Origin of the sequence: Streptomyces sp. NBC_00459, from assembly GCF_036013955.1 — a bacterium.
Classification (GTDB): domain Bacteria; phylum Actinomycetota; class Actinomycetes; order Streptomycetales; family Streptomycetaceae; genus Streptomyces.
In genome coordinates, this window is the sequence record NZ_CP107903.1 from 5,729,192 (window position 1) to 5,753,783 (window position 24,592).

General features: G+C 70.9%; 22 protein-coding genes and 1 tRNA gene. 12 read left to right on the plus strand and 11 right to left on the minus strand.

Translation table 11 applies throughout. The features are described 5' to 3' along the window. The first annotated feature begins 236 nt into the window (after window positions 1-236). The 3 genes from OHN74_RS25380 (at window position 237) to OHN74_RS25390 (ending at window position 4,142) form a co-directional block, all read left to right on the plus strand. Window positions 237-1,001, plus strand: coding sequence for a DeoR/GlpR family DNA-binding transcription regulator (locus OHN74_RS25380; RefSeq protein ID WP_327696902.1), 765 nt, complete (start codon window positions 237-239; stop codon window positions 999-1,001). Continuing rightward, on the plus strand, window positions 998-1,945 hold the full coding sequence (pfkB, locus tag OHN74_RS25385; protein WP_327696903.1) for a 1-phosphofructokinase: 948 nt from the start codon (window positions 998-1,000) through the stop codon (window positions 1,943-1,945). Before OHN74_RS25380 ends, pfkB begins: the two co-directional genes overlap by 4 nt. 160 nt (window positions 1,946-2,105) lie before the next feature. Next, complete coding sequence (locus OHN74_RS25390; RefSeq protein WP_327696904.1) at window positions 2,106-4,142, plus strand: PTS fructose transporter subunit IIABC; 2,037 nt, start codon at window positions 2,106-2,108, stop codon at window positions 4,140-4,142. Between the two features lie 95 nt (window positions 4,143-4,237). Here the strand turns inward: OHN74_RS25390 and OHN74_RS25395 are convergent, their stop codons facing one another. The 4 genes from OHN74_RS25395 to OHN74_RS25410 all read right to left on the minus strand — a co-directional run bounded on the left by OHN74_RS25395 (window position 4,238) and on the right by OHN74_RS25410 (window position 8,950). Continuing rightward, window positions 4,238-4,987 (minus strand): DUF6227 family protein, encoded by a 750-nt coding sequence (locus OHN74_RS25395; protein ID WP_327696905.1) that lies wholly within the window; start codon window positions 4,985-4,987, stop codon window positions 4,238-4,240. Between the two features lie 180 nt (window positions 4,988-5,167). Further along, complete coding sequence (locus OHN74_RS25400) at window positions 5,168-6,415, minus strand: L,D-transpeptidase (RefSeq protein ID WP_327696906.1); 1,248 nt, start codon at window positions 6,413-6,415, stop codon at window positions 5,168-5,170. Window positions 6,416-6,570: 155 nt separating this feature from the next. Continuing rightward, window positions 6,571-7,650, minus strand: coding sequence for a P1 family peptidase (locus OHN74_RS25405; RefSeq protein WP_327696907.1), 1,080 nt, complete (start codon window positions 7,648-7,650; stop codon window positions 6,571-6,573). Further along, window positions 7,640-8,950 (minus strand): low temperature requirement protein A, encoded by a 1,311-nt coding sequence (locus OHN74_RS25410; protein ID WP_327696908.1) that lies wholly within the window; start codon window positions 8,948-8,950, stop codon window positions 7,640-7,642. The genes OHN74_RS25405 and OHN74_RS25410 overlap by 11 nt, the downstream gene beginning before the upstream one ends. Window positions 8,951-9,075: 125 nt before the next feature. Between OHN74_RS25410 and OHN74_RS25415 the strand changes: the two genes are divergently transcribed. Next, window positions 9,076-9,261, plus strand: a complete 186-nt coding sequence (locus tag OHN74_RS25415) for a hypothetical protein (RefSeq protein ID WP_327696909.1) — start codon at window positions 9,076-9,078, stop codon at window positions 9,259-9,261. A 52-nt stretch (window positions 9,262-9,313) separates the two neighbouring features. On the opposite strand, the gene OHN74_RS25420 is transcribed toward OHN74_RS25415, so the two are convergent. The 6 genes from OHN74_RS25420 to OHN74_RS25445 all read right to left on the minus strand — a co-directional run bounded on the left by OHN74_RS25420 (window position 9,314) and on the right by OHN74_RS25445 (window position 15,145). Further along, entirely contained in the window at window positions 9,314-9,820 is a 507-nt protein-coding gene (locus OHN74_RS25420; protein ID WP_327696910.1) for a large conductance mechanosensitive channel protein MscL, read from the minus strand. A gap of 138 nt (window positions 9,821-9,958) precedes the next feature. Next, a complete protein-coding gene (locus OHN74_RS25425; protein ID WP_443060441.1) occupies window positions 9,959-10,489 on the minus strand; it encodes an RcpC/CpaB family pilus assembly protein in 531 nt (176 codons plus the stop codon). A 228-nt stretch (window positions 10,490-10,717) separates the two neighbouring features. Continuing rightward, complete coding sequence (locus tag OHN74_RS25430) at window positions 10,718-11,578, minus strand: S-methyl-5'-thioadenosine phosphorylase (protein ID WP_327696911.1); 861 nt, start codon at window positions 11,576-11,578, stop codon at window positions 10,718-10,720. Between the two features lie 103 nt (window positions 11,579-11,681). After that, window positions 11,682-12,029, minus strand: a complete 348-nt coding sequence (locus OHN74_RS25435) for an FmdB family zinc ribbon protein (protein ID WP_327696912.1) — start codon at window positions 12,027-12,029, stop codon at window positions 11,682-11,684. A gap of 68 nt (window positions 12,030-12,097) precedes the next feature. After that, window positions 12,098-13,375, minus strand: coding sequence for an MFS transporter (locus OHN74_RS25440; protein WP_327696913.1), 1,278 nt, complete (start codon window positions 13,373-13,375; stop codon window positions 12,098-12,100). Window positions 13,376-13,606: 231 nt separating this feature from the next. Then, complete coding sequence (locus tag OHN74_RS25445) at window positions 13,607-15,145, minus strand: potassium/proton antiporter (protein WP_327696914.1); 1,539 nt, start codon at window positions 15,143-15,145, stop codon at window positions 13,607-13,609. A 225-nt stretch (window positions 15,146-15,370) separates the two neighbouring features. On the opposite strand from OHN74_RS25445, the gene OHN74_RS25450 reads away from it, so the two are divergent. Beyond that, on the plus strand, window positions 15,371-18,124 hold the full coding sequence (locus OHN74_RS25450; RefSeq protein ID WP_327696915.1) for a penicillin acylase family protein: 2,754 nt from the start codon (window positions 15,371-15,373) through the stop codon (window positions 18,122-18,124). A 70-nt stretch (window positions 18,125-18,194) separates the two neighbouring features. Here the strand turns inward: OHN74_RS25450 and OHN74_RS25455 are convergent, their stop codons facing one another. Then, the gene (locus OHN74_RS25455; RefSeq protein WP_327696916.1) at window positions 18,195-18,803 is read right to left on the minus strand and encodes a 5-formyltetrahydrofolate cyclo-ligase; all 609 of its coding nucleotides are present in this window, start codon (window positions 18,801-18,803) and stop codon (window positions 18,195-18,197) included. A 107-nt stretch (window positions 18,804-18,910) separates the two neighbouring features. Here OHN74_RS25455 and galU point away from each other — a divergent pair, with 107 nt between their 5' ends. From galU to OHN74_RS25490, 7 genes are all read left to right on the plus strand, one after another. Next, a complete protein-coding gene (gene galU, locus OHN74_RS25460; protein WP_327696917.1) occupies window positions 18,911-19,813 on the plus strand; it encodes a UTP--glucose-1-phosphate uridylyltransferase GalU in 903 nt (300 codons plus the stop codon). A 5-nt stretch (window positions 19,814-19,818) separates the two neighbouring features. Continuing rightward, window positions 19,819-21,141, plus strand: coding sequence for a molybdotransferase-like divisome protein Glp (gene glp / locus OHN74_RS25465; RefSeq protein WP_327696918.1), 1,323 nt, complete (start codon window positions 19,819-19,821; stop codon window positions 21,139-21,141). A gap of 82 nt (window positions 21,142-21,223) precedes the next feature. Further along, window positions 21,224-21,706, plus strand: coding sequence for a cyclic pyranopterin monophosphate synthase MoaC (gene moaC / locus OHN74_RS25470; protein WP_164409875.1), 483 nt, complete (start codon window positions 21,224-21,226; stop codon window positions 21,704-21,706). Further along, on the plus strand, window positions 21,703-22,251 hold the full coding sequence (locus OHN74_RS25475; protein ID WP_443060442.1) for a MogA/MoaB family molybdenum cofactor biosynthesis protein: 549 nt from the start codon (window positions 21,703-21,705) through the stop codon (window positions 22,249-22,251). The genes moaC and OHN74_RS25475 overlap by 4 nt, the downstream gene beginning before the upstream one ends. A 26-nt stretch (window positions 22,252-22,277) precedes the next feature. Further along, the gene (locus OHN74_RS25480; RefSeq protein WP_327700266.1) at window positions 22,278-22,895 is read left to right on the plus strand and encodes a GNAT family N-acetyltransferase; all 618 of its coding nucleotides are present in this window, start codon (window positions 22,278-22,280) and stop codon (window positions 22,893-22,895) included. Between the two features lie 199 nt (window positions 22,896-23,094). Then, window positions 23,095-24,357 carry a divisome protein SepX/GlpR gene (gene sepX, locus OHN74_RS25485; protein WP_327696919.1) on the plus strand — a complete coding sequence of 421 codons (1,263 nt, stop codon included), beginning with the start codon at window positions 23,095-23,097 and terminating at the stop codon, window positions 24,355-24,357. A 105-nt stretch (window positions 24,358-24,462) separates the two neighbouring features. Beyond that, window positions 24,463-24,536, plus strand: a tRNA-Ala gene (locus tag OHN74_RS25490). Window positions 24,537-24,592 lie beyond the last annotated feature (56 nt).

Consider the following 24,592-nt stretch of genomic DNA (forward strand, 5'->3'; position numbering starts at 1 on the left):
AGGACAGCTGAGCGAGGACTGCTCGGCAAGGGCGGTGGAGCAGGGCCCGGCACCTCAGGTGCCGGGCCCTTTCCCCTGCGCGTAGCCGCCCTGGCAGCTGCCCCGGCATCCCCGCAGAAGCCTGGTTGTGTCCGCATCACGCCCGAATCTGTTTACTTTCCGGAAATCCGGGCGTAGCCTCCGAACGAATCCACAAGTTCGGGCATCAGGCAGTCATCGGTCGGAGGTAAACGGACATGTACGCACCGGAGCGGCAGCAGGAGATCCTGCGGCTCGCCCGTGACGGCGGACGGGTCGACGTGCTGTCACTGGCCGAGCAGTTCCAGGTCACCGCGGAGACCATCCGGCGGGACCTGAAGGCTCTGGACCGCGCGGGCCTCCTGCGGCGTGTGCACGGCGGGGCCATACCGGCCGGTCGCCTCGACTTCGAGCAGGACCTCACCGAGCGCGAGTCGACCTACGCCGACGAGAAGGACCGCATCGCCAAGGCCGCCCTCGCCGAGCTGCCGACCGAGGGCACCCTGATCCTCGACGCCGGCTCGACGGTCGCGCGCCTCGCTGCCGCCATCCCGCTGGAGTCGACCCTCACCGTCGTCACGCACAGCCTTCCGATCGCGGCCCGCCTCGCCGACCACCCCGGCATCCAGCTGCACCTCGTCGGAGGGCGCGTCCGGCACCGTACGCGCGCCGCCGTCGACGCCTGGGCGCTGCGGGCGTACGGCGAGATCCGCGCCGACGTCGCGTTCGTGGCCGCCAACGGGTTCTCCGCCGAGCGCGGGCTGACCACGCCCGACCTCGCCGAGGCCGCCGTGAAGCGGGCCGCGGTGGAGGCCGCCCGCCGGGTGGTGCTCCTCGCCGACTCGACGAAGCACGGCCAGGAGCACTTCGCCCGCTTCGGCGACCTGGGCGATGTGGACCTGCTGATCACCGACAGCGGGCTGAGCCCCGAGGACGCCACCGACCTGGAGCGCGGCGGAGGCACGGAAGTGGTGCGCGCATGATCCTCACCGTCACCCCCAACCCGTCCCTCGACCGTACGTACGAGGTCCCGTCGCTCGACCGCGGCGAGGTCATCCGGGCCACCGGCGAACGCATGGACCCGGGCGGCAAGGGCGTCAACGTCTCGCGGGCCGTCGCCGCCGCCGGGCAGCGCACCGTGGCCGTGCTGCCGCTGGGCGGCGCTCCCGGAGCACTCGTCGCCGACCTGCTCGACGCCCAGGGCATAGAGGTCGCGCCGGTGCCGATCTCCGGGGCCACCCGGTCCAACATCGCCCTCGCCGAGGCCGACGGTGTACTCACGAAGATCAACGCACCCGGGCCCGAACTCTCCGCCGCCGAGCAGGAGTTGCTCCTGGAGACCGTGCGCCGGCAGTCGGCCGAGGCCGACTGGATCGCCTGCTGCGGCAGCCTGCCGCGCGGTCTCGCCCCCTCCTGGTACGCCGACCTCGTCGCCCGTACCCACGCCGCCGGCGCCCGGATCGCCCTCGACACCTCCGGCCCGGCACTCCTCGCCGCCCTGCGCGAGCGGCCCGACGTGGTCAAGCCGAACGCCGAGGAGCTCGCCGAAGCGGTCGGCCGCCCCCTCGCCACGATCGGCGACGCGGTCAAGGCCGCCGAGGAACTGCGCGAACTCGGCGCGGGCGCGGTCCTCGCCAGCCTCGGCGCCGACGGGCAACTGCTCGTCAACGGCTCCGGCACCTGGTTCGGCAGCGCACGGGTCGACACCGTACGCAGCAATGTGGGCGCCGGTGACTCCTCGCTCGCCGGATTCCTGATCGCCGGCGGCAGCGGACCCGAGGCCCTCGCCTCCGCCGTCGCACACGGCGCCGCAGCCGTCCAGCTGCCCGGCAGTGTGATGCCGACGCCGGCCGACCTCGATCTGCCGGCGGTGACGGTGACGAGCGAGGTGCCCGTGGACCGCGTACTGAGGGAGCCCGTGTCATGAGCTCCCACCTGCGCGTTCCTCCTGAACCGGCCCTGAAGCGGCGGGGTTCCCCCGGCCCCGCCGCAGCCACCCCCCTTCCCCTGAACCCCCACCGCACCACCACCGTCCCCAGCCCCGCCCACCCCATTCCCCGGGCGACACACGTGCGAAGGAGCCCGCGATGAGCGAGATGATCACCGCGGATCTGGTCGATCTCGACCTGTCCGCCCAGACCAAGGACGCGGCGGCCCGTGCCCTCGCCGAGCGCATGGTGGCGAAGGGGCGGGTGACCGATCTCGACGGTTTCCTCGCCGACGTGGCCGCCCGCGAGGCGCAGATGCCGACCGGCCTCGACGGCGGCATCGGCATCCCGCACTGCCGGAGCGAACACGTGACCGAGCCGACGCTCGCCTTCGGGCGCAGCGCCGCCGGGATCGACTTCGGCGCGGCCGACGGACCCGCCGACCTGATCTTCCTGATCGCGGCCCCGGCCGGCGCCGACGACGCCCATCTGACGATCCTCTCGTCGCTGGCCCGGCAGCTGATGAACGACGAGTTCACGGCGGCGCTGCGCTCGGTGGGCGACGCGGCGAGCGCCGCCGCGCTGATCCGCGGCGACGAGGCGCCGACCGCGGGCGCCGACGACTCCGCGGCGGTTTCGGCGGCGGCCTCCGCCGAAGCCGCCGCGGGCACAGCCGGTGAGAGCGGTGCGCGCCCGTTCCGTATCGTCGCCGTCACCTCCTGTCCGACCGGTATCGCGCACACGTACATGGCGGCCGAGGCGCTGGAGAACGCGGGCCGCGAGGCGGGCGTCGAACTCGTCGTCGAGCCCCAGGGCTCGGCCGGGTTCACCCGGCTCGACCCGGCGGTCATCGCCGACGCGGACGGCGTGATCTTCGCCCACGACGTGCCCGTACGGGAGAAGGAACGCTTCGCCGGGAAGCCGACCGTCGACGTCGGCGTCAAGGCCGGCATCAACAAGCCCGCCCAGCTCATCGCCGACGTACGCGGCAAGGCCGAGCGCGGCGAGGTCACCGCCGGTGCACAGGGCGGCGGGACTCCCGTCGAGCGGGCCGGCGAGTCCGGCGACAACTACGGCACCAAGCTGCGCAAGTGGCTGATGACCGGCGTCAGTTACATGGTCCCGTTCGTCGCCGCGGGCGGTCTGCTGCTCGCCCTCGGCTTCGCGATCGGCGGCTGGGAGATCAACAAGGCGCCCTCGGTCATGGAGCACTTCTCCTGGACCCAGGTCGACAGCTGGGGCGCGCTGCTGTTCCAGATCGGCGGGGTGGCCTTCGGCTTCCTGATCCCCGTCCTGGCCGGCTACATCGCCTACGGCATGGCCGACCGGCCCGGTCTCGTCCCCGGCTTCGTCGGCGGCATGATCGCCTCGAACATCGCGGCCGGCTTCCTCGGCGGTCTGGTCGCCGGTCTGCTGGCCGGTGGCATCGTCCTGGCGATCCAGAAGATCAGGATCCCACCGGTGCTGCGCGGCATCATGCCGGTCGTGGTGATCCCGCTGATCTCCTCGCTGATCGTCGGCTTCCTGATGTTCGTCGTGGTCGGCAAGCCCATCGCCGAGGCCCAGAAGGGCATGACGGACTGGCTCTCGGGCCTGTCCGGCACCAACGCCGTACTGCTGGGCATCCTGCTCGGCCTGATGATGTGCTTCGACCTCGGCGGCCCCGTCAACAAGGTCGCGTACGCCTTCGCCACCGCCGGTATCGCCGTCCAGGACCCGAGCGACTCCGCGATGAAGGTCATGGCCGCCGTGATGGCCGCGGGCATGGTCCCGCCGCTGGGCATGGCGCTGGCCACCGTCGTCCGCAAGAAGCTCTTCACCCCGGCCGAGCGCGAGAACGGCAAGGCCGCCTGGGTACTGGGCGCGTCCTTCATCTCCGAGGGCGCGATCCCGTTCGCGGCGGCGGACCCGCTGCGCGTCATCCCGGCCTCGATGGCGGGCGGCGCGGTCACCGGCGCACTGTCGATGGCCTTCGGCGCCACGCTGCGCGCCCCGCACGGCGGCATCTTCGTGGTCCCGCTGATCGGCAGCCCGTTCCTCTACCTGATCGCCATCGCGGCCGGCACCTGCGTCACGACGGCCCTGGTGATCCTCCTCAAGAGCATGCGCAAGTCGGCGCCGGGCGCCATGGCCGCCGAGTCGCCTGAGGGCGCGACGGCGACGGCGCCGGAGAAGAAGGAGCCGGTGGCGGCGTAGGCGCGGCAAAGAGCACGCCAACACCCCGGTGGGCCGGTCGCCTTGGCGGCCGGCCCACCGGGGTGTGTGCACTGGGGTAGGTGACTCCCGTCGGGCTACGACGCCCGCGCCGCCCGACGCTCCATCGCGTCCCGCGCCCCGTCCTCCGTCGGATACACCTCGCACATGTGGCGGCCGTCCGGTGTGGCCGTGTGCTCGATCTCCCAGAGGGAGACCTCCTCACCGCCGGGCAGCAGGAAGGCGTGCTCGTAGAGCGAGAAGCCGATACCGGCCCGGCCCGCACGGCACGGCCGCCCGAACGCCTGGGTGATCTGGTGCGCGAACGCCGTACGCAGCAGGTCGGCGATCTCCGCCCCCGGCCGGTCCGTGTTCTCCGCACGCCTCAGTAACCTGCGCGCGTGGTCCGCCGAGTCGTGGTCCGGAACATACCTGTGCCGCGGCTGGACGACCGCCGACAACTGCACGGTCACCGGCAGCTCGAAGTCGGGGGCGTCCGCCGGCAGCGGGAGCCGGGCCGTCGCGGCGCGCAACTCCTCCTCGTCGACATACACCTCGGCCTGCGGACCCGCCCCGGGAGCCGTGTTGTGCACCAGCTCCCAGAGGGTGAGCGCCGAGCCGTCGGCGAGCAGCCAGGTGTGACGGTACGTCTCGCGGTGCAGCCCCGCGCTGTGGTGCGCGGAGTGCAGCGAACTGTCGTGCGCCAGCGCGCAGTCGAGCCGACGTATCGCCTCGTCGGGCAGTTCGAAGGAGTTCAGCGCACGGCCCAGAAGTCGCTCGAGGTGCTCCTCCGGAGACTCGGGCGACTCGGGTGGTTCGTACGCTGCCGTCTCGTACGGAACGCTCAAGGCTTCTCCCGGCGTTGCTGCATGTCACCTTGTGGGTGCATACCGTAGCCCCTCGGTCGGACATCATGTCCGCGAACCGAGAAAACGTATGCCCGAAAGACGCCCGGGCCGCACGAAAAGTTCCCGCACGGCCCCGAAAACCGTCAATGATCCGTCAACACGCCCTGGTAGGACGGTACTTCATGCAGCGCTCCCGGCGGTCCACTCGCTCCACGACAGGTTCCAGCCGTTGAGACCGTTGTCCGGCGCGACCTGCTTGTCGGCGGAGTTCTTGACGATGACGACGTCCCCGATCATCGAGTTGTCGAAGAACCACCTGGCGGGCGTGTCCCCCTGGGCCCCCTGCACATCCCGCAGCCCCACACAACCGTGACTGGTGCCCTCGCGCCCGAAGGGCGGGTTCCCCTTCTTGTACCAGTAGTTGCCGTGGATGAAGGTCCCGGAGGTGGTCAACCGCATCGCGTTCGGTACGTCCTTGATGTCGTACGCGTTGGCCAGACCGACCGAACGGCTGTCCATCCGCGTCTCCCTCAGCTTCTCGGAGATCACCATCTGCCCGTTGTACGTGGTGAACTCCGGGCTGCCGGCCGAGATCGGGATGTCCTTGCGGGTCTGCCCGTCCCGTACGACCGCCATGGTCTGCGTGTTGACGTCGACCGTCGACACCTGCGAGCGCCCGATCGTGAAGCTCACGGTCTTCTTCTGCACCCCGACCGCGCCGTTCGCGCCCTTGACCCCGTCCAGGTCGATCTTCATGGTGACCTTGGAGCCGGCCTTCCAGTACTCCTCCGGCCGGAAGTCGAGCCGCTGCGCCCCGAACCAGTGCCCCACCACCTGCTGCCCGCTGCTCGACGTGACCGTGATGTGCGACCGCACGGCGGCCTGGTCGGTGATCGCCTTGTCGAAGGTGAACGACACCGGCATCCCCACCCCGACCGTCGTCCCGTTGTCCGGTGTGTACGACCCGATGAAGCTGTTCGCCCTGGTGACCGTGGTGAAGGTCGAGTCGGCGGTCTGGGCCTGCCCGTCGGCGTCCTTCGCGGTCGCCGCTATTCGGTACCGCGTCCCACGCTCCAACTGCTGCCCCGGCTGCCAGCTCTGCCCGTCCGCGGATATCGCCCCCGCCACGGCCGCCCCCGTCTCCGCGACGGTCATCTTCACATCGGTCAGCGTGCCACCGCTGACCTTCACACCGGTCGTGTTGATCGACGCGCCCGCAGAACCGTCCTTCGCGGAGATCGCGATCCGCACGGCCGACGTCGCGACGGAGCCGCTGCCGCCCTTGCCGGTCCCGCTACCGCCCTTGCCCCCCTTGCCGTCGTCGCCTCCGCTGTTGTTGCCACCGCACGCCGTGAGGGACAGGGCGCCGACCATCAGGACGGCACATGCCCCCAGTGCGCGCCGAGCTGTTGTGTTCGGCGTTGTCACGAGCTGCTCCAGTTTTGTGTGATGTGGGTGATCCGCTCCATTGCGTGAGGAAAGAGGGGAACACCCCCGGCCCGGGTTCCCGCCGATCACCCTCATGGCCATCACGTGACAGAACCACGACAATCGCACCTCGACTGAGAAGGAAACGGCCGGAGTTACCGCTCCCCGTGCGGTTCCCCGCGCAGCTCCTCGTGCGGCTTTTCGCGCGGTTCCCCGTACAACTCCCGGTACGACGGCCACGTCCCGCCCGGCCCCGCCACCGACTCCGCCGCCCGCACCGCCCGGACGATCGCCCGCGTCACCAGGTCCGCGCCCGCCGCGAGGATCTCGTTCAGCGCGAGCGGGTCGCCCTCGGCCAGCGGACGCGCCCCTGTCGCCAGTGTGAACACGGTGTCCCCGTCGGTGAGCAGATGCACGGGTCGTACGGCACGCGCGATGCCGTCGTGCGCCGTGCCGGCCACCTTCTGTGCCTGCGCCTTCGACAGCGCCGCGTCGGTCGCGACCACCGCCAGCGTGGTGTTCAGGGGCGGCAGGGGGACCTGCGCGGCGACCTCGGCCAGCCGCCGCTGCGCCGCCTCGTGCACACCGGCCGCCGGATACCCGACCCGCCGGCCTTCGAACAACTCCCCGTACAGCACTCCCGTTTCCGGATCCACGGAGTACCCCGCCGCATTGGCCACCACCAGCGCCGCCACCGTGATCCCGGACGGCAGCACGGTGCTCGCGGTGCCGACCCCGCCCTTGAGGTGTCCGACCACGGCCCCCGTGCCGGCGCCCACGCACCCCTCCGGCACGGGCGCGCCCGGATCGCTCGCGGCGGCTGCCTCGACGGCTGCCCGACCGGTGGCCGCGTCCGGCCGGGCCCGGAAGTCGCCACCCCGGCCCAGGTCGAAGACGCAGGCGGTGGGCACCACCGGCACGACGTGCCCCGGACCGGGCCCGACCCGTACCCCGCGCCCCCGCTCCTCCAGCCAGGCCATCACGCCCGACGCCGAGTCCAGCCCGTACGCGCTGCCGCCGGTCAGCACCACCGCCTCGACGCTCCGCACGACGTTGCGCGGATCCAGGGCGTCGGTCTCCTTGGTGCCGGGCCCGCCGCCCCGCACGTCCACGGCAGCCACGGCGCCGCCCTCGGGGGCGAGCACCACCGTCGTCCCGGTGAGCCACCCGTCGCCGGTACGGGTCGCGTGTCCCACTCGCAGGCCGGCGACATCTGTCAGAGCGTCAACTGTCATGTCCCCCAGTGTTGTCCAGCGCCCCCTGCCGTGCTTCCTCTGCCCGCCTCGCCGCCTCCGTGTCTTCCGCCCGGCGCTCCCCGGCCACTGTCCGGGCGGTCAGCGTCACCCCGGCCGCCACCGCGAGCGCCGATAGGAGGCCCGCCGCGAGCACGGCCCAGTCGCCCAGGAACGTGCACCCGATCACCAGCAACGCTGTTACCGGCAGGACCAGTTGCTCGACGATGCCCACCTTGAAGTAGCGCGAGTGCAGGGCCCAGACGGTGACGAGGAAGAGCGCCGTCGGCAGGGTCACGGCAGCCGACGCGGCCAGCCCCGAGGTGTGCGCCTTGCCGACCCCGTGCTCGACCGCCACCTCCAGGCCCGCGCCGATCGCGGCGGCCGACGCGAAGATCAGATAGTGGCCGTACCCCCACAGGAACGCCTGCCCACTGGTGCGCAGCCGCCCATGGATGGGGACGGCGAAGTAGATCCACCAGGCGGAGAACACGATCAGCAGCCCGCCCGCCGCGATCGGCAGCAGATCGGCCAGTGCGTCGTTCTCCTGCACACCCGACTTCACGGCCACCGTCGCCGCCGCGATCGCCTCGCCCAGCACGATGATGGTGAACAGTCCGTACCGCTCGGAGATGTGGTGCGGGTGCCAGGACGTCGTGAAGTTCCTCTCCGCGTAGACGGGCACCGCCAGTTCTACGAGCGCCATCACCAGGAACACCCAGGGGCGGCCGGCCTCCGGCAGGACCACCAGCCCCAGCCAGCCGACCATGCACAGGAGCACACCACCGGCGTAGCGCAGTGCCGTCGTCCGCTCGGCGCCGGAGGCCGTGCGGGCGGCCCGCAGCCACTGGGCGGCCATCGGCAGCCGCATGATCAGATAGCCGAGCCAGACGATCACGAAGTCGTGATTCTCGAAGGCCCGCGAGACCCCGGCCGCCAGCACCAGGACACCGGCGATCTGGACCAGGGTCACCACCCGGTACAGCACGTCGTCGTTGTCGTACGCCGAGGCGAACCAGGTGAAGTTCATCCAGGCCCACCAAATGGCAAAGAAAACCATGGCGTAGTTGAGGATGCCCTCGCCCGGGTGCCCCTCGGCGACGGCGTGCACCAACTGGACGCCCGCCTGGGCGACGGCCACCACGAAGCAGAGGTCGAAGAAGAGCTCCAGCGGCGAGGCGACCCGGTGCGACTCGCCCCGTCCGCGCGCGGTCAGTCGACGCAGGGGAGCGTCGCGGCCGGCACCGGCCGAGGCTTCGGGCAGGTCGGGCAGGTCGGCCGCGGGTGAGGAACTGGACGTCATACGCCCCAGCACAGCAGACGAGCCATCCATGCGCAGGCCGAAGGGCGGCGCCGGAGCGTGATCGTGATCCGGACGGTGCCCCGCAGCCTGGACAGGCCCCGGCGGATGGGCCGTACCCTGGAGTCATGAGCAGCCCCGCCGCCCCCGAACCGTGCGACCCGAAGCCCGCGCTGATCTTCGACGACCCGCTGGACCAGCAGTCGTCGGACGACACGGACCGGGGGTGGGGCGAGCGCCCGGGCGAGGGCGGCGGCGACAGCGCGACCGACCTGAGGCGCCTCCTCGACGAGAAGCCGCCCCACCACATCTGACACCTCTGAACCACGCCGAACAGCCTCTGTACGAGGCCGCCGAGCGCGCCGCCTACCGCTCCTTGTGCTCGGAGTCCCGCTGGGCCACCAGGGCCTCGTTGTGCCCGGCGCCCCGCTGGGTCACCAGGGCGTCGCGGATCTCCTTGAGCACCTCCAGCTCGCTCAGCTCGACGACCTCCTGCGCGCCCTCCTTCGCCTTCTGCCGTGCGGCCACCCGGGCCAGATACTTCGACATCGGCAGGACCATCAGGAAGTAGACGACGGCCGCGGTGATCAGGAAGGTGAGCGTGGAGCCCAGGACCGAACCCCACATGATCCGGACGCCGGTCGCGGTGTCGCCGGTTCCGGTGCAGGGGTCCTTGAGGCAGTAGCTGTAGTTGTCCAGGTTCTTGGTCCCGAACGCCCCCACCATGGGGTTGATGACGCCCTTCACCACCGAGTTGACGACGTTGGTGAAGGCGGTACCGATGACTACCGCGACCGCCAGATCGACGACGTTTCCGCGCGTCAGGAAGGTCTTGAAGCCCTCCAGGACGCTCGGTTGCTTCTTCTCGCTCACCGCGGGGCCTCTCCTCGTGCACGCAATTGGTGGAACAAACCGTTCCGCAACCTACGTCAACGCCCGGCAGGCCTGTCCAATTGGGTAACTCCAACGAGCGACTTGACGCCTGCCGGTTCGAGCCCACCACGCTACGGCTCACCACAGCGTCACCGCCAGCCTCGCCGTCGCACCCGCGCCGGCCAGCCGGGACGCCGTGGCGTGCGGCACCGAGAGCACGATCAGGGCCCCGCCCTCGACCACGCTGTCGTGGGACGTCGTGACCTGCGGCACCTGAGTCACCCGTGCCCGGTGCGCGACCACCCGGGCGCCGGTGCCCGTCGGCGACTCCTCCGCCGCGATGACGTCCACCCGGTCACCGGGCCGCAGCAGCCGGACCGTGGCCGCGTCGGCGATCCGTACCGGCGCCGTCACCATCTGAACCGCCGGCCGCTCCCGTACGGGAGCGGCCACGGGATGGCCCCGGACCCGTCCCGCATCGGGCGCCGGCCCCGCCGCCTCGCGCGGGCCCGCAGCGACGATCGCCGCCGCAGTCACGGCGAGGCCGACGGCCAGCGCCCGCCTCCGGTGCCCCAGCAGGCGCCGCAGCCGATACCGCCCGCCGCGCACCCGCACGGGGGCGAAGTGCGGCACCTCGCAGGGCGCGGGTACGAGCGGGACGGAACGCACGGAACGTACGGGATGCGCGGAGGACACGGGACGTACGGAGGACACGGACACGGGGACCACCACCTGTGACGAGGGAGCTGCTTGCGCTCCCACGATGAGGCTTTCCGGCGAACCGTGCTGAGGCCTGTGTGTTACTCACCGGTTGTGGACAACTCGCTCACCCGAACGGGAAGTTCCGCCCCCGCAGTCCCTGTACCCGGTCCCCGCCGACCCTGTACCTCACCCCCGTCAGGGCAGCTCGAACCCCGGATCCATCCCACCCAGCGCCTTCGTGCACAGGCAGTCCCGCGTGCCGCCCGCGGGCAGCGCGGCCACCGCGTCGAACAGGACGCCCCGCATCCGGTCCACGTTCGCCGCGAACACCTGGAGCACCTCCTCGTGCGAGACGCCCTCGCCGGTCTCCGCGCCCGCGTCGAGGTCGGTGACGAGGGCCAACGACGTGTAGCAGAGCTCCAGTTCACGGGCGAGTGCCGCTTCGGGATGGCCTGTCATACCCACCACCGACCAGCCCTGCGCCCGGTGCCACTGGGACTCGGCGCGGGTGGAGAACCGCGGCCCCTCGATCACGGTCAGTGTGCCGCCGTCCACCGGCTCCCAGTCGCGCCCGCGCGCCGCCTCCAGGGCGACCTTGCGGCCGACCGGGCAGTAGGGGTCGGCGAGGGACACGTGCACCACGTTGGGGACGGCGCCGTCGGGCAGCGGCAGGCCGTCGAAGAACGTCCCCACCCGGGACTTCGTACGGTCGACCAGCTGGTCCGGCACGAGCAGGGTGCCCGGGCCGTACTCGGGCCGCAGCCCGCCCACCGCGCACGGGGCGAGCACCTGGCGCACGCCGACCGAGCGCAACGCCCACAGATTGGCGCGGTAGTTGATGCGGTGCGGCGGAAGATGGTGGCCGCGTCCGTGCCGGGGCAGGAAGGCGACCCGACGGCCGGCGACCTCGCCGAGGAACAGGGAGTCACTGGGGGATCCGTACGGCGTGTCGACCTGTATCTCGGTCACGTCGTCGAGGAAGGAGTAGAAGCCGGAGCCACCGATCACGCCGATCTCGGCGCTCGCAGCGGCCGCGGGATTCGCCTGATTCACCATGTCCGCACCCTAGCCGGGCGCGGAAAACCCTCGTGGGTGCCCGAAAACACCAAAGACCCCGTCGTCGTGCGACGACAGGGTCCCGTGGGCCAAGAGGCGGTGCTTACGCGGCCGAGCTGGTGCTCGACGAGCTGCTGGAGCCCGACGAGGAGCTGGACGACGAGGACGAGCCCGACGACGAGGAGCTCGACGAACTCGACGACGAGTCCGAGGAGGACGACGTCGAAGAAGACGTGGACGGCTTCGACGCGGCGGGCGCGCTGCTCGACGAGGAGCCGCGGCTGTCGTTGCGGTAGAAGCCGGAGCCCTTGAAGACGATACCGACGGCGGAGAACACCTTCTTCAGGCGGCCACCGCAGCTGGGGCACTCGGTCAGGGCGTCGTCGGTGAACTTCTGCACCGCTTCGAGGCCCTCAGCGCACTCCGTGCACTGGTACTGGTAGGTCGGCACTTGTCTTCCTCCTGGCACTCTCACTCGATGAGTGCTAACGACGGTCCAGTGTGACGTATTCCTGAGGATCAGTCCACTGTCACCGGCACGCGGTGACCGACGCCACGTGCGAGAGTCCGGCTCGCGGGCCGGATCTTCGCCTCGGGCGCGAGCCGTGACCGCAGGGTCACGAGGGTCGCGAGGGCCAGCAGTGTGCCTCCCATGGGGACCAGGAATCCGGCCCCGTCCCACAGGCGGTCCTCCAGCTGGCCGGCGACGGTGACGGCCGCCGCCTGGCCGAGGGCGACCGCGCCGGTCAGCCAGGTGAACGCCTCGGTACGGGCGCCGGCCGGGACAAGAGCGTCGACCAGGGTGTAGCCGGTGATCAGCGCGGGCGCGATGCACATGCCGACCAGGAGGCCGAGCCCGGCCAGGGTCAGCACGGACTCCGCCGTCCACAGGCCGGAGGCGGTGACCGCGAGGGCCGCGTACCCGGCGAGCAGACGTCGTTGCGGGGCCATGCGCCAGGCGACGGCTCCGCAGACCACGCCGGAGAGCATGTTGCCGGCGGCGAAGACCCCGTACAGGATGCCGTTCAGGCCGGGGTTGCCGATGGACTCGCTGAACGCGGCGAGCGAGACCTGCATACCGCCGAAGACGGCTCCGATGCCCAGGAATGCGACGATCAGGACGCGTATCCCGGGGACGCCCAGTGCCGAAACGCGCTCCACGCGCGCGTGCGGACCGCCGAGCGGGCTGCCGGTGAGGACCGGCGGCTGGGTGCTCTTCTGCGCGGCGAACAGCAGACCGCCGATGAGGGTCAGTGCGGCCTCGGTGACCAGGCCGGCCGCCGGGTCGACGGCCGTGCACAGGGCGGTGGCGAGCAGGGGGCCGAAGACGAAGGTCAGCTCGTCGGTGACGGACTCGAAGGCCGCCGCCGTCGGCATGAGGGGCGAGTCCTGGAGCTTGGTCGCCCAGCGGGCACGGACCATGGGGCCGACCTGGGGCGTGGAGGCGCCGGTCAGGACCGCGGCGGCGAACAGCGTCCACAGGGGGGCGCCGGTCAGCGCCAGCGCCGTCAGGGCGAGGCCGGACAGGGTGTGCAGGGCGACACCGGGCACGAGGACCGCGCGCTGCCCGTGGCGGTCGGCCAGGCGGCCCCCGTAGGGCGCGCACAGGGCCATGGAGACGCCGGTGACGGCGGCCACGGCGCCGGCGGTCCCGTACGAGCCGCTGGTGTGCTGGACGAGCAGCACGATGGAGATGGTGAGCATCGCGAACGGCTGCCGCGCGGCGAAACCGGGGAGCAGGAACGTCCAGGCGCCGGGGGTGCGGAGCAACTGTCCGTAGGTGACCGTGGATGCCACGGCCGTGCCTTTCTGCCGCCTGGTAGCGCGGCCCCCCTTGCGAGTGGGGCGGCGCCGAGAGCTGTCCTCTTGCGCGGACTGCGGTAGATGCCGACGCCCCCGCAGAGGATGTCCCGGCCGCCATACGGTCGCGCCAGCTCTGCTTCAGACAGAGTTGGTTCGATCAGGGTGCGCCTTCAGTGTACAGGGGCAATGGCGCCCCGTACCTCTGAAAGGAAGCGGAGAGGTACGTCACGCCTCTGCTCCGTTGCCGCCCGTCCCCAGCCACTGCGCCAGCTTGCCGCCCTGTCCCACGGCCCGCAGCCGGCGTTCCGTCGCGTCGCGGACCGGGTCGGTGGTCACCACGAGGAGTTCGTCACCGCGGTGCAGGATGGTCGTCGGCAGCGGAACGAACGATTTTTCATCGCGGACGACGAGGGTGACCGCGGCGCCCGGCGGCAGCCTCAGCTCGCCCACCTCCACGCCGTGCATCTTGGAGCCGTGGGGTATCGCGACGGACAGCAGATGCCCGCGCAGCCGCTCCAGGGGCGCCGACTCGATGCCGAGGTCGGCTGCCTCCGCGGACTTGTCGAGGTGCAGTTTTCGGGCCAGCCAGGGGAGTGTCGGGCCCTGGACGAGGGTGTAGACGACGACCAGGACGAAGACGATGTTGAAGATGCGCCGGCTGTCCTCGACGCCGCTCACCATGGGGATCGTCGCCAGGATGATGGGCACCGCGCCGCGCAGCCCGGCCCAGGACATCAGGGTCTGCTCCTGCCACGGGACCCGGAAGGGCGTGAGGCTGACGATCACGCTCAGTGGGCGCGCGACCATGGTCAGGGCCAGGCCTATGACGAGCGCGGGCCAGATGTCGTCGCCCATCTCGTGCGGGGTCACCTGCAGGCCGAGCAGGACGAACATGCCGATCTGGGCGATCCAGCCGAGTCCGTCGGCGAAGCCGCGGGTGGCCGGCCAGTGCGGCAGCTTGGCGTTGCCGAGGACCATGGCGGCCAGGTAGACCGCGAGGAAACCGCTGCCGTGGGCGAGTGCGCCGGCGGCGTACGCGGTGACCGCGATCGCCATCACGGCGATGGGGTAGAGGCCGGACGCGGGCAGAGCCACGTGCCGCAGGCCCCAGGCGCCGAGCCAGCCGACCGTGATGCCGATGGCCGCGCCGATGGCCAGCTCCAGGATGATGATGCCCAGCAGCATGTACCAGTGCTCGACCGGGCCCGCCGTGGACAGCGAGACGACCAGGATGACCACAGGGGCGTCGTTGAAGCCCGACTCGGCCTCCAGGGTGCCCGTCACGCGCGCGGGGAGGGGGATTTTCCGCAGGACGGAGAAGACCGCCGCCGCGTCCGTCGAGGACACCACCGCCCCGATGATGAACGCCTGCCGCCATTCCAGCCCGACCAGGTAGTGCGCGGCCGTCGCCGTGATCCCGACGCTCACCGCTACCCCCGCCAGCGCCAGCGCCGAGGCGGCCGGAAGGGCGGGTTTGATCTCCTTCCACTTCGTGGCGAGTCCGCCCTCGGCCAGGATCACGACCAGGGCCGCGTATCCGATGACCTGGGTCAGTTCGGCGTTGTCGAAGTGGATGTCGCCGATGCCGTCCTGGCCCATGGCGACGCCGATCCCCAGGTAGACGAGCAGGCTGGGGAGCCCGCTGCGCGAGGAGATCCGGACCGCTGCCACAGCGATGAGGAGGACGAGCGAGCAGACGAGCAGGAGCTGGTTGAGGTGGTGGACAGTCAGCGGCCGTTCCCTTCCCTGGCCCGGGCGCGGCACGCGCGGGGCTCACGTACATCGGACACGAGGTGAGGTCACCGCGCACCCAAGTACTTCGTTACCTTACCTAACTCTTGACGATTTCTTGACACTTCCGCAGGCATGATCGAACGCCCGTCCGTTCGCGTACCCGACTCCGCGTCAAGTCGCGTCGGGCCCTGCGCCTATGGTTGCTCCAGCACTCCAGTACCGCCTGCCGCTCGCGTTAGGACAGCAAGGACAGCGATGCCCCCCACCACCACCAGCTCTTCCGGCCACAAGTCCGGCAAGTCCGGCAGGAAGAAGGGGCGCAAAGCCCGACTGTTCTTGATCGTCCTGGTTCTGGCCATCGTCGGAGGCGTCGCCTTCGGCGCCTACTGGTCGGTCAGTACCGTCCGGGCCTCCTTCCCGCAGACCAAGGGCTCGATCTCCCTCGAAGGCCTGTCGGGACCCGTCGATGTCAAGCGCGACAGCTACGGCGTCCCGCAGATCTACGCCTCCTCCGACGAGGACCTGTTCATGGCGCAGGGCTACGTCCAGGCGCAGGACCGGTTCTACGAGATGGACGTCCGCCGGCACATGACCTCGGGCCGCCTCTCCGAGATGTTCGGCAAGGGGCTGGTCGAGAAGGACGAGTTCCTGCGCACCCTGGGCTGGGACCGGGTGGCCAAGGACGAGTACGACAAGACTCTGTCGCCCGCCACGAAGAAGTACCTCCAGGCCTACGCCAAGGGAGTCAACGCCTACCTGAAGGGCAAGGACGGCGCCGACATCTCCCTGGAGTACGCGGTCCTCGGGTTCGACAACGACTACAAGCCGCAGGAGTGGACCCCGGTCGACTCGGTCGCGTGGCTGAAGGCGATGGCCTGGGACCTGCGCGGCAACATGCAGGACGAGATCGACCGCTCCCTGCTGACCAGCCGTCTCGGCCCGCAGCAGATCGCCGACCTGTACCCGGAGTACCCGTACAGCCGGAACAAGCCGATCGTCCAGGAAGGCGCGTACGACGCCACGACGCGGACGTACGTGCAGGGCGGCAGCGCCGCGAGCACGGAGTCCGCGTCCTCGGGTACGTCCGGAACCTCGGCTGCCGACTCCGCGGCCTTCCAGAGCCAGCTGGAGGGCCTCTACCGGGTCCTCGACGACCTTCCGACGGCCGTCGGGGTGAACGGCAACGGCATCGGCTCCAACTCCTGGGTCGTCGGCGGCGACCACACCATCACCGGAAAGCCGCTGCTGGCCAACGACCCGCACCTGTCGCCGTCGCTGCCGTCCGTCTGGTACCAGATGGGCCTGCACTGCCGCAGCGTCTCCGCCAAGTGCCAGTACGACGTCGCCGGATACACCTTCGCGGGCATGCCCGGTGTGATCATCGGCCACAACGCCGACATCGCCTGGGGCATGACCAACTCGGGCGTCGACGTCACCGACCTCTACCTGGAGAAGCTCTCCGGCGACGGCTACCTGTACGACGGGAAGACGAAGCCGTTCACCACGCGTGAGGAGACCATCAAGGTCGCGGGCGGCGCGTCCAAGAAGATCGTCGTCCGCGAGACCGAAAACGGACCCCTGCTGTCCGACCGCAGCGACGAGCTCGTCAAGGTCGGCCAGAAGGCCACCGTCGACGCCTCCGCCCCCGACCGCGGTGACGGCTACGGCATCGCGCTGCGCTGGACCGCGCTCGACCCCGGCAAGTCCATGGACGCCGTCTTCCTGATCGACAAGGCGTCGAACTGGGCCGAGTTCCGCGCGGGCGCCGCCTCCTTCGACGTGCCCTCGCAGAACCTCGTCTACGCCGACACCGAGGGCAACATCGGCTACCAGCTGCCGGGACGCATCCCCACGCGCGCGGCGGGCGACGACGGCTCGCTCCCGGTCCCCGGCTGGGACTCCAAGTACCGCTGGACCGGCTACCTCAAGCAGGCCGAGCTGCCCTTCGAGTACAACCCGAAGCGCGGCTACATCGTGACCGCCAACCAGGCCGTCGTCGACAAGGCCAAGTACCCGTACACGCTCACCACGGACTGGGGCTACGGCACCCGCAGCCAGCGCATCACCGACCTGATCGAGTCGAAGATCAGGGGCGGCGGCAAGATCTCCACCGACGACATGCGCCAGATGCAGCTGGACAACAGCAGCGAGATCGCCAAGCTGCTGGTGCCCAAGCTGCTGGCGATCGACGTCAAGGACAAGTACGTCCGTGAGGCGCAGAAGCTCCTCGTGGGCTGGGACTACACCCAGGACCCCGACTCGGCCGCGGCTGCCTACTTCAACTCGGTCTGGCGCAACATCCTGAAGCTCGCCTTCGGCAACAAGCTGCCCAAGGAGGTGCGGGTCGAGGGTCAGTGCCTGTACGTCAAGCCGGTGAACACCACCAGCCCCGCCGACGCGGACCAGCGGGTGCTCGAATGCGGCCAGCGGGAAGCGGACCAGGCGCAGCCGGACGGCGGCGACCGCTGGTTCGAGGTGGTCCGCAAGCTCATCAACGACCAGGACAACGACTGGTGGAGCACGCCGAAGACTCGTACCAAGCCGGCCGCGACCAACCGCGACCAGCTGTTCGCGCGCGCCATGTCGGACGCCCGCTGGGAGCTGACCGCCAAGCTCGGCAAGGACATCGACACCTGGAGCTGGGGCCGGCTGCACCGCCTGTTCCTGAAGAACCAGACCCTGGGCACCGAGGGCCCCGGCTTCGTGCAGTACATCCTCAACCGCGGCCCCTGGAAGCTCGGCGGCGGCGAGGCGACGGTCAACGCGACGGGCTGGAACGCGGCCGGTGGCTACGGCGTCGTCTGGGTGCCGTCGATGCGGATGGTGGTCAACCTCGGCGACCTCGACAAGTCGAAGTGGATCAACCTGACAGGAGCCTCCGGGCACGCCTTCAGCGACCACTACACCGACCAGACGGGCAAGTGGGTCAAGGGCGAACTGCTGGACTGGTCCTTCTCGGACAAGGCGGTCGACGACAGTACGAGCGACACGTTGCTGCTGAAACCGTGAGCACGCGGTAATCGAGCACCCGGCGATCCGGAAAATGGCCCTCCACGCGCGTGGAGGGCCATTTTCCGGATCAGCAGGGGCCGCGGAACCGACGTACTCCCGTAGGCGTGACCACCGCGTGCACCGGCCGGTCGTGCGGCTCGGCCGGGACCCGGGGGACGACCTCGGAGTCGTACAGCAGCACCACCAGGGCCGGATCGGCGCCCGCGCGCTCCAGCCGGGCCAGCACACGGTCGTACGAGCCTCCGCCGCGCCCCAGACGTAGCCCGAGGCCGTCCACGGCCAGACCGGGCAGCAGAACGGCGTCGGCGCCCGTCACGGCGTCCGCTCCGAGGCGGTCGCCGGCCGGCTCCAGGAGAGCCATCCGGCCGCCGTGCCGCACCTCCGCCAGGGACCCCTCCCCGGAGTACCGGCCCCAGTCGAGGTCGTTGTCCGGGAGGAGCACCGGCAGCAGGACCCGCACCCCGCGCGCGTGGAGGACGTCGAGCAGCGCCCGGGTGCCGGGTTCGGTGCCGACGGAGACGTACGCGGCCACCGTGCGCGCGTGCGCGAGCTCGGGCAGGTCGAGCGCGCGGGAGGCCAGGGCGGCCCCCGCCACCTCCACGTCGGCGGCCGTCAACCCGCCTCTCACCGCGAGGAGGTCCCGCCGCAACGTGCGCTTGTCAGGCTCTGCCCCCATGGCTCTCCCTATCGCGTCCAGCGTTCTCATGCGCCTCATACGTAGATGTGAGCCTCATTTAATCGGCGCCACGGAATCCGTACAAAGGCTCCGGATAAGGTTGCCGCATGACTGAGTCGCACCCCAGGATCAGCAAGGCTGTCATCCCCGCAGCAGGCCTCGGCACCCGGTTCCTGCCGGCCACCAAGGCCACTCCCAAGGAGATGCTGCCGGTCGTCGACAAGCCGGCGATCCAGTACGTGGTCGAGGAGGCCGCGTCCGCGGGCCTCGACGACGTCCTCATGATCACAGGACGCAACAAGCGCCCCCTTGAGGACCACTTCGACCGCAACTACGAGCTGGAGTCCGCCCTTCAGAAGAAGGGCGACGCCGCGCGACTCGCCAAGGTCCAGGAGTCCAGCGACCTCGCCACCATGCACTACGTCCGCCAGGGCGACCCCAAGGGCCTCGGCCACGCCGTCCTGTGCGCGGCCCCGCACGTCGGCCACGAGCCCTTCGCCGTCCTCCTCGGCGACGACCTCATCGACCCCCGCGACCCCCTGCTCCAGCGCATGGTCGAGGTCCAGGAGCAGCACGGCGGCAGCGTGATCGCCCTCATGGAGGTCGCCCCCGAGCAGATCCACATGTACGGCTGCGCGGCCGTCGAGACCACCGACGACGGCGACGTCGTCAAGGTCACCGGCCTGGTCGAGAAGCCGGAGGCGGCGGACGCCCCGTCGAACTACGCGATCATCGGCCGCTACGTCCTCGACCCGCACATCTTCGGCATACTCCGCGAGACCGAGCCCGGCCGCGGCGGCGAGATCCAGCTCACCGACGCCCTCCAACAGCTCGCCCAGGACGAGAAGATCGGCGGCCCCGTGCACGGCGTCGTCTTCAAGGGCCGCCGCTATGACACCGGGGACCGAGGCGACTACCTGCGTGCCATTGTCAGACTCGCATGCGAACGTGAAGACCTGGGCCCGGACTTCCGGACCTGGCTTCGCAGTTACGTAGCCGAGGAGATGTAGCAACGTTGAGCAGCGCCGCGCCCCGCACCGCCGCCCAGGACCACCTGTGGTCGGTGGACGAGCACCTGGAGGACATCCTCGCGACCGTCCGCCCCCTGGAACCCATCGAGCTGCAGATCCTCGACGCCCAGGGCTGCGTCCTGGTCGAGGACGTCACGGTGCAGGTCTCCCTGCCGCCGTTCGACAACAGCTCCATGGACGGGTACGCGGTCCGGGTCGCCGATGTCGCGGGCGCGAGCGAGGAGTTCCCGGCCGCCCTGACGGTGATCGGGGACGTCGCGGCCGGCCAGGACGGACTGCTCCACGTCGGCCCCGGCCAGGCCGCCCGCATCATGACCGGCGCCCCGCTGCCCCCCGGCGCCGAGACGGTCGTCCCCGTGGAGTGGACCGACGGGGGCCTCGGCGAGGGCCCCGTCACCGGGATGCGCGCCCGCAGCACGGACCCCGAGGGCGCCCACGGCCAGGTGCGCGTGCACCGCCCGGCACCGGCACGCGCGCATGTGCGCGCACAGGGCAGCGACGTCCGGGCCGGCGACCGCGCCCTCGCCGAGGGCACCGTCCTGGGCCCGCCGCAGATCGCCCTCCTCGCCGCCATCGGCCGCGGCACCGTCCGCGTACGCCCCCGCCCGCGCGTGGTCGTCATGTCGACCGGCAGCGAGCTGATCCAGCCCGGCGAGAAGCTCGCGCCCGGTCAGATCTACGACTCCAACAGCTTCGCCCTCACCGCCGCCGCCCGGGACGCCGGAGCGATCGCGTACCGCGTGGGCGCGGTCGCCGACGACGCCGAGACCCTCCGCTCCACCATCGAGGACCAGCTCGTCCGCGCCGACCTCGTCGTCACCACCGGGGGCGTCAGCGTGGGCGCGTACGACGTGGTCAAGGAGGCCCTCTCACACGTCGCCGACGAGGACGAGCCCGGCGCCGGCGTCGACTTCCGCAAGCTCGCCATGCAGCCGGGCAAGCCCCAGGGCTTCGGCACCGTCGGCCCCGACCACACCCCGCTGCTCGCCCTGCCGGGCAACCCGGTGTCGTCGTACGTCTCCTTCGAACTGTTCGTCCGGCCCGCGATCCGCGCCCTGATGGGCGTGCCGGACATCCACCGGCCCACGACGAGGGCCGTCCTGGAGACGGACAAGGCGCTGACCTCGCCGCCCGGGCGCCGCCAGTTCCTGCGCGGCACCTGCGCGGACGGCCGGGTGACGCCGGTCGGCGGCGCGGGATCCCACCTGATCGCTGCCCTCGCCCACGCCGACGCACTGATCGTCGTGCCCGAGGACCAGGAGTCCGTGGAGCCCGGCGCCGAGGTCGAGGTCGTCCTGCTCGGCTGACCGGCGGGCGGGGGCGGCTGAAGGGCGCCGGTTGGGAGTACCGTGTCGCGCACAACAGGCCCGACCGGGAGCGCCGCAGCACATGAGCACGCAGGACGACCGACTGACGCACATCGACGAGGCGGGCGCCGCCCGCATGGTCGACGTATCCGCCAAGGACGTGACCGCGCGCACCGCCCGTGCCAGCGGCCGTGTCCTTGTCTCGCCACGCGTGATCGAGCTGCTGCGCGGGGAGGGGGTCCCCAAGGGGGACGCCCTGGCCACCGCGCGGATCGCGGGCATCATGGGCGCCAAGCGGACCCCGGACCTCATCCCGCTCTGCCACCCGTTGTCGGTGTCGGGTGTGAAACTGGACCTGTCGGTCGCGGACGACGCCGTCGAGATCCTGGCCACCGTGAAGACGACGGACCGCACGGGCGTCGAGATGGAGGCCCTCACAGCGGTCTCGGTCGCCGCGCTCACCGTGATCGACATGGTCAAGGCGGTCGACAAGGGGGCGGTCATCACGGACGTCCGGGTGGAGGAGAAGACCGGCGGGAAGTCGGGCACCTGGAGCAGGTCATGACGCAGATGCTGCCTCCCGGGTTCGGGGGCCCGCTGCTCGCGCCCTACGCCGCCATGGTCGTGACCGCGTCCAACCGCGCGGCCGCCGGCGTCTACGAGGACAAGGGCGGTCCCCTGATCGCGGCGGGGCTGGAGAAGTTCGGCTTCGCCGTCGACGGACCGTGGGTCGTGCCCGACGGCGACCCGGTGGAGAACGCCCTGCGGGCCGGTGTCGAGGCCGGGTACGACGTCGTCGTCACCACCGGTGGCACCGGCATCTCGCCGACCGACCGCACCCCGGAGGCGACCCGCGCGGTGCTCGACCTGGAGGTGCCGGGCATCGCCGAGGCCATCCGGGCGTTCGGCCGCGAGAAGGTGCCGACGTCGGCGCTGTCGCGCGGACTGGCCGGCGTCGCGGCCGGGACGCTGATCGTCAATCTGCCGGGCTCCACCGGCGGGGTGAAGGACGGACTGACCGTGCTGGAGCCCCTGTTGAAGCACGCCGTCGACCAGATCCGGGGTGGCGATCACCCCAGACCCGGCGGAAACAGTGGGGGTGCGAGCTGAACAGCCCGTCCTGGCCGGTGGAGCTGGTGGACGGCGATGTCGTCCTCCGGCCCGTCAGGCTGCGCGACCAGCGGACCTGGCGCGAGATCAACCGGCGCAACCGGGACTGGCTGCGGCCCTGGGAGGCGACGATCCCGCCGCCGACCCCCAGCGGCCCGGTTGCCCACCGGCCGACCTACCGCCAGATGATCCGTCATCTGCGCGCGGAGGCGAACGCGGGCCGGATGCTGCCCTTCGCCATCGAGTACCAGGGGCAGCTGGTCGGCCAGTTGACGGTCGCCGGCATCACATGGGGCTCGATGTGTTCGGGACACGTCGGCTACTGGGTGGACGAGGCGGTGGCGGGCCGGGGCGTGATGCCGACGGCGGTCGCACTGGCGGTCGACCACTGTTTCCGTACGGTCGGACTGCATCGCGTCGAGGTCTGCATTCGCCCGGAGAACGGGCCGAGCCGTCGGGTCGTGGAGAAACTCGGATTCCGCGACGAAGGGCTCAGGCCCCGCTATCTCCACATCGACGGGGCCTGGCGCGACCATCTCGTCTTCGCACTGACGGCGGAAGAGGTACCGGAAGGGCTGCTGAGCCGCTGGCAGCGGGCTCGCTCTCGGAACACACCGGGGAACACGCCTCGGAATCCCGCGTAAATTGAATAAGTGTTCGAAAGCGATCGGCCGACGACTGAGTGGCGACCGAGTGGCGATCGACTTGTGGTGCCAAATTCGCGCCCTAGATGACCCGCTGATCGCATCGATCACAAAAAAAGCTCGAAATATCAGCCAGATCGTGCGACACACCGGCTCAATTGGCAGATGGCCTCACGCAAACCCCTCTACCGTGTGAGGCGTGAGCAGCAGCGGCCTCATCTACGCAGTCATTGTCGGGGCCTGGGCCGCCTACTTGGTGCCGATGTGGCTCCGTAGGCAGGACGAGCTGAACGAGGCTCGTCCGACGGAACGCTTCAGCACCGCCATCCGGCTCCTGTCCGGACGGGCGGGCATGGAGCGCCGGTACGCCAAGGACCTGCGGGCGCGCTCCACCGACGAGGGGGAGCACAGCGCCGGAGACCCGGAGGGTGTCACCGACTCGGTGGACGTCCGGGCCTTCGCCGTGCCCCCGACCCGCCCCAAGGCGAAGGTCCAGGTACAGGCGCAGGAGCGGGCGCACCAGGAGCAGTCGCCGGCCCAGGCGCACGAACAGCAGCGGGCGCCGAAGCGGGACCAGCACGCACAGGCGTCCGCTCCGGCTCCGGTCAGGGAACGGGAGCGTGAGCGCGTACCGGCGGCCCGTCGGAGCGCGAGCGCATCGGCGGAAGCCGCCGCGCGCGCCCGGCGCTCGAAGGTGCTCGCGCGCCGACGGCGTACGACGGTGATGTTGTTCTTCGCCTTCACGCTCGGCGCGATCGTCGCGGCGGTCGGCGGACTCGCCTTCCTCTGGGCCCCCGCTGTCCCGGCGGCCATGCTGAGCGGATACATCGCCTATCTGCGTACGCAGGAACGGCGCCGCTTCACCTACCAGATGGACCGGCGCCAGGCCGAGCTCGCCGCGCAGCGACTGCGTGAGCGCCAGCCCCGGCGGCGGCCGTCCACCGACCCCGGGGCGGAGGAGCAGGACGAGCACCCGGAGCCGGCGACCGACCCGGGTCTGTCCGCGCTCGCCGCCGACAGGCGTGCGCTCGTCGAGCAGACCGACCACGCGGAGTGGGTCGACCAGCAGCGCGAACGCCAGCGCCGCCCCGGCCACGGCGACAGCTGGGACCCGGTCCCGGTACCGCTGCCGACGTACGTGACCGCCCCCGTCGCCCCCCGCGCCACGTCCGACGTGGACCTCGGCGCACCGGACGCCTGGAGCGCGGCGCGGTCCAGCACAGTGGGCCGCGAGTCGGAGTCGTCGGCGGACGAGCCGGTGACGGCGGAGGACGCGACGGAGGCGGACCGGTCAGAGCTGTTGGAGGGGCCGGAGTCCGACTCGGACCAGGACCCGGAAGGCTCGGACGGCCGCACCGACGCACGCCGCGCGGCCTCCGCCCGGCGGGCCCGGGAACGGGGCCGTACACCCCTGTTCGACCAGTACGAGGACGGCGAGCGACCTCGCGCGGCCAACGAGTAGCGAGCGGTACGGGCAGGTGGGGGCGTGTGCGGTGGCCCCGACTGACCAGCGCGGAACGGATTTCCGAGCACCCGGATCGGGATGCTAGAGTTTCACTCGTTGCAAGGGCCTGTGGCGCAGTCTGGTAGCGCACCTCGTTCGCATCGAGGGGGTCTGGGGTTCAAATCCCCACAGGTCCACGCACAGCTCGAAGCCCCGGCGGGTTTTCCCGTCGGGGCTTCGGCATGTCCGAGGT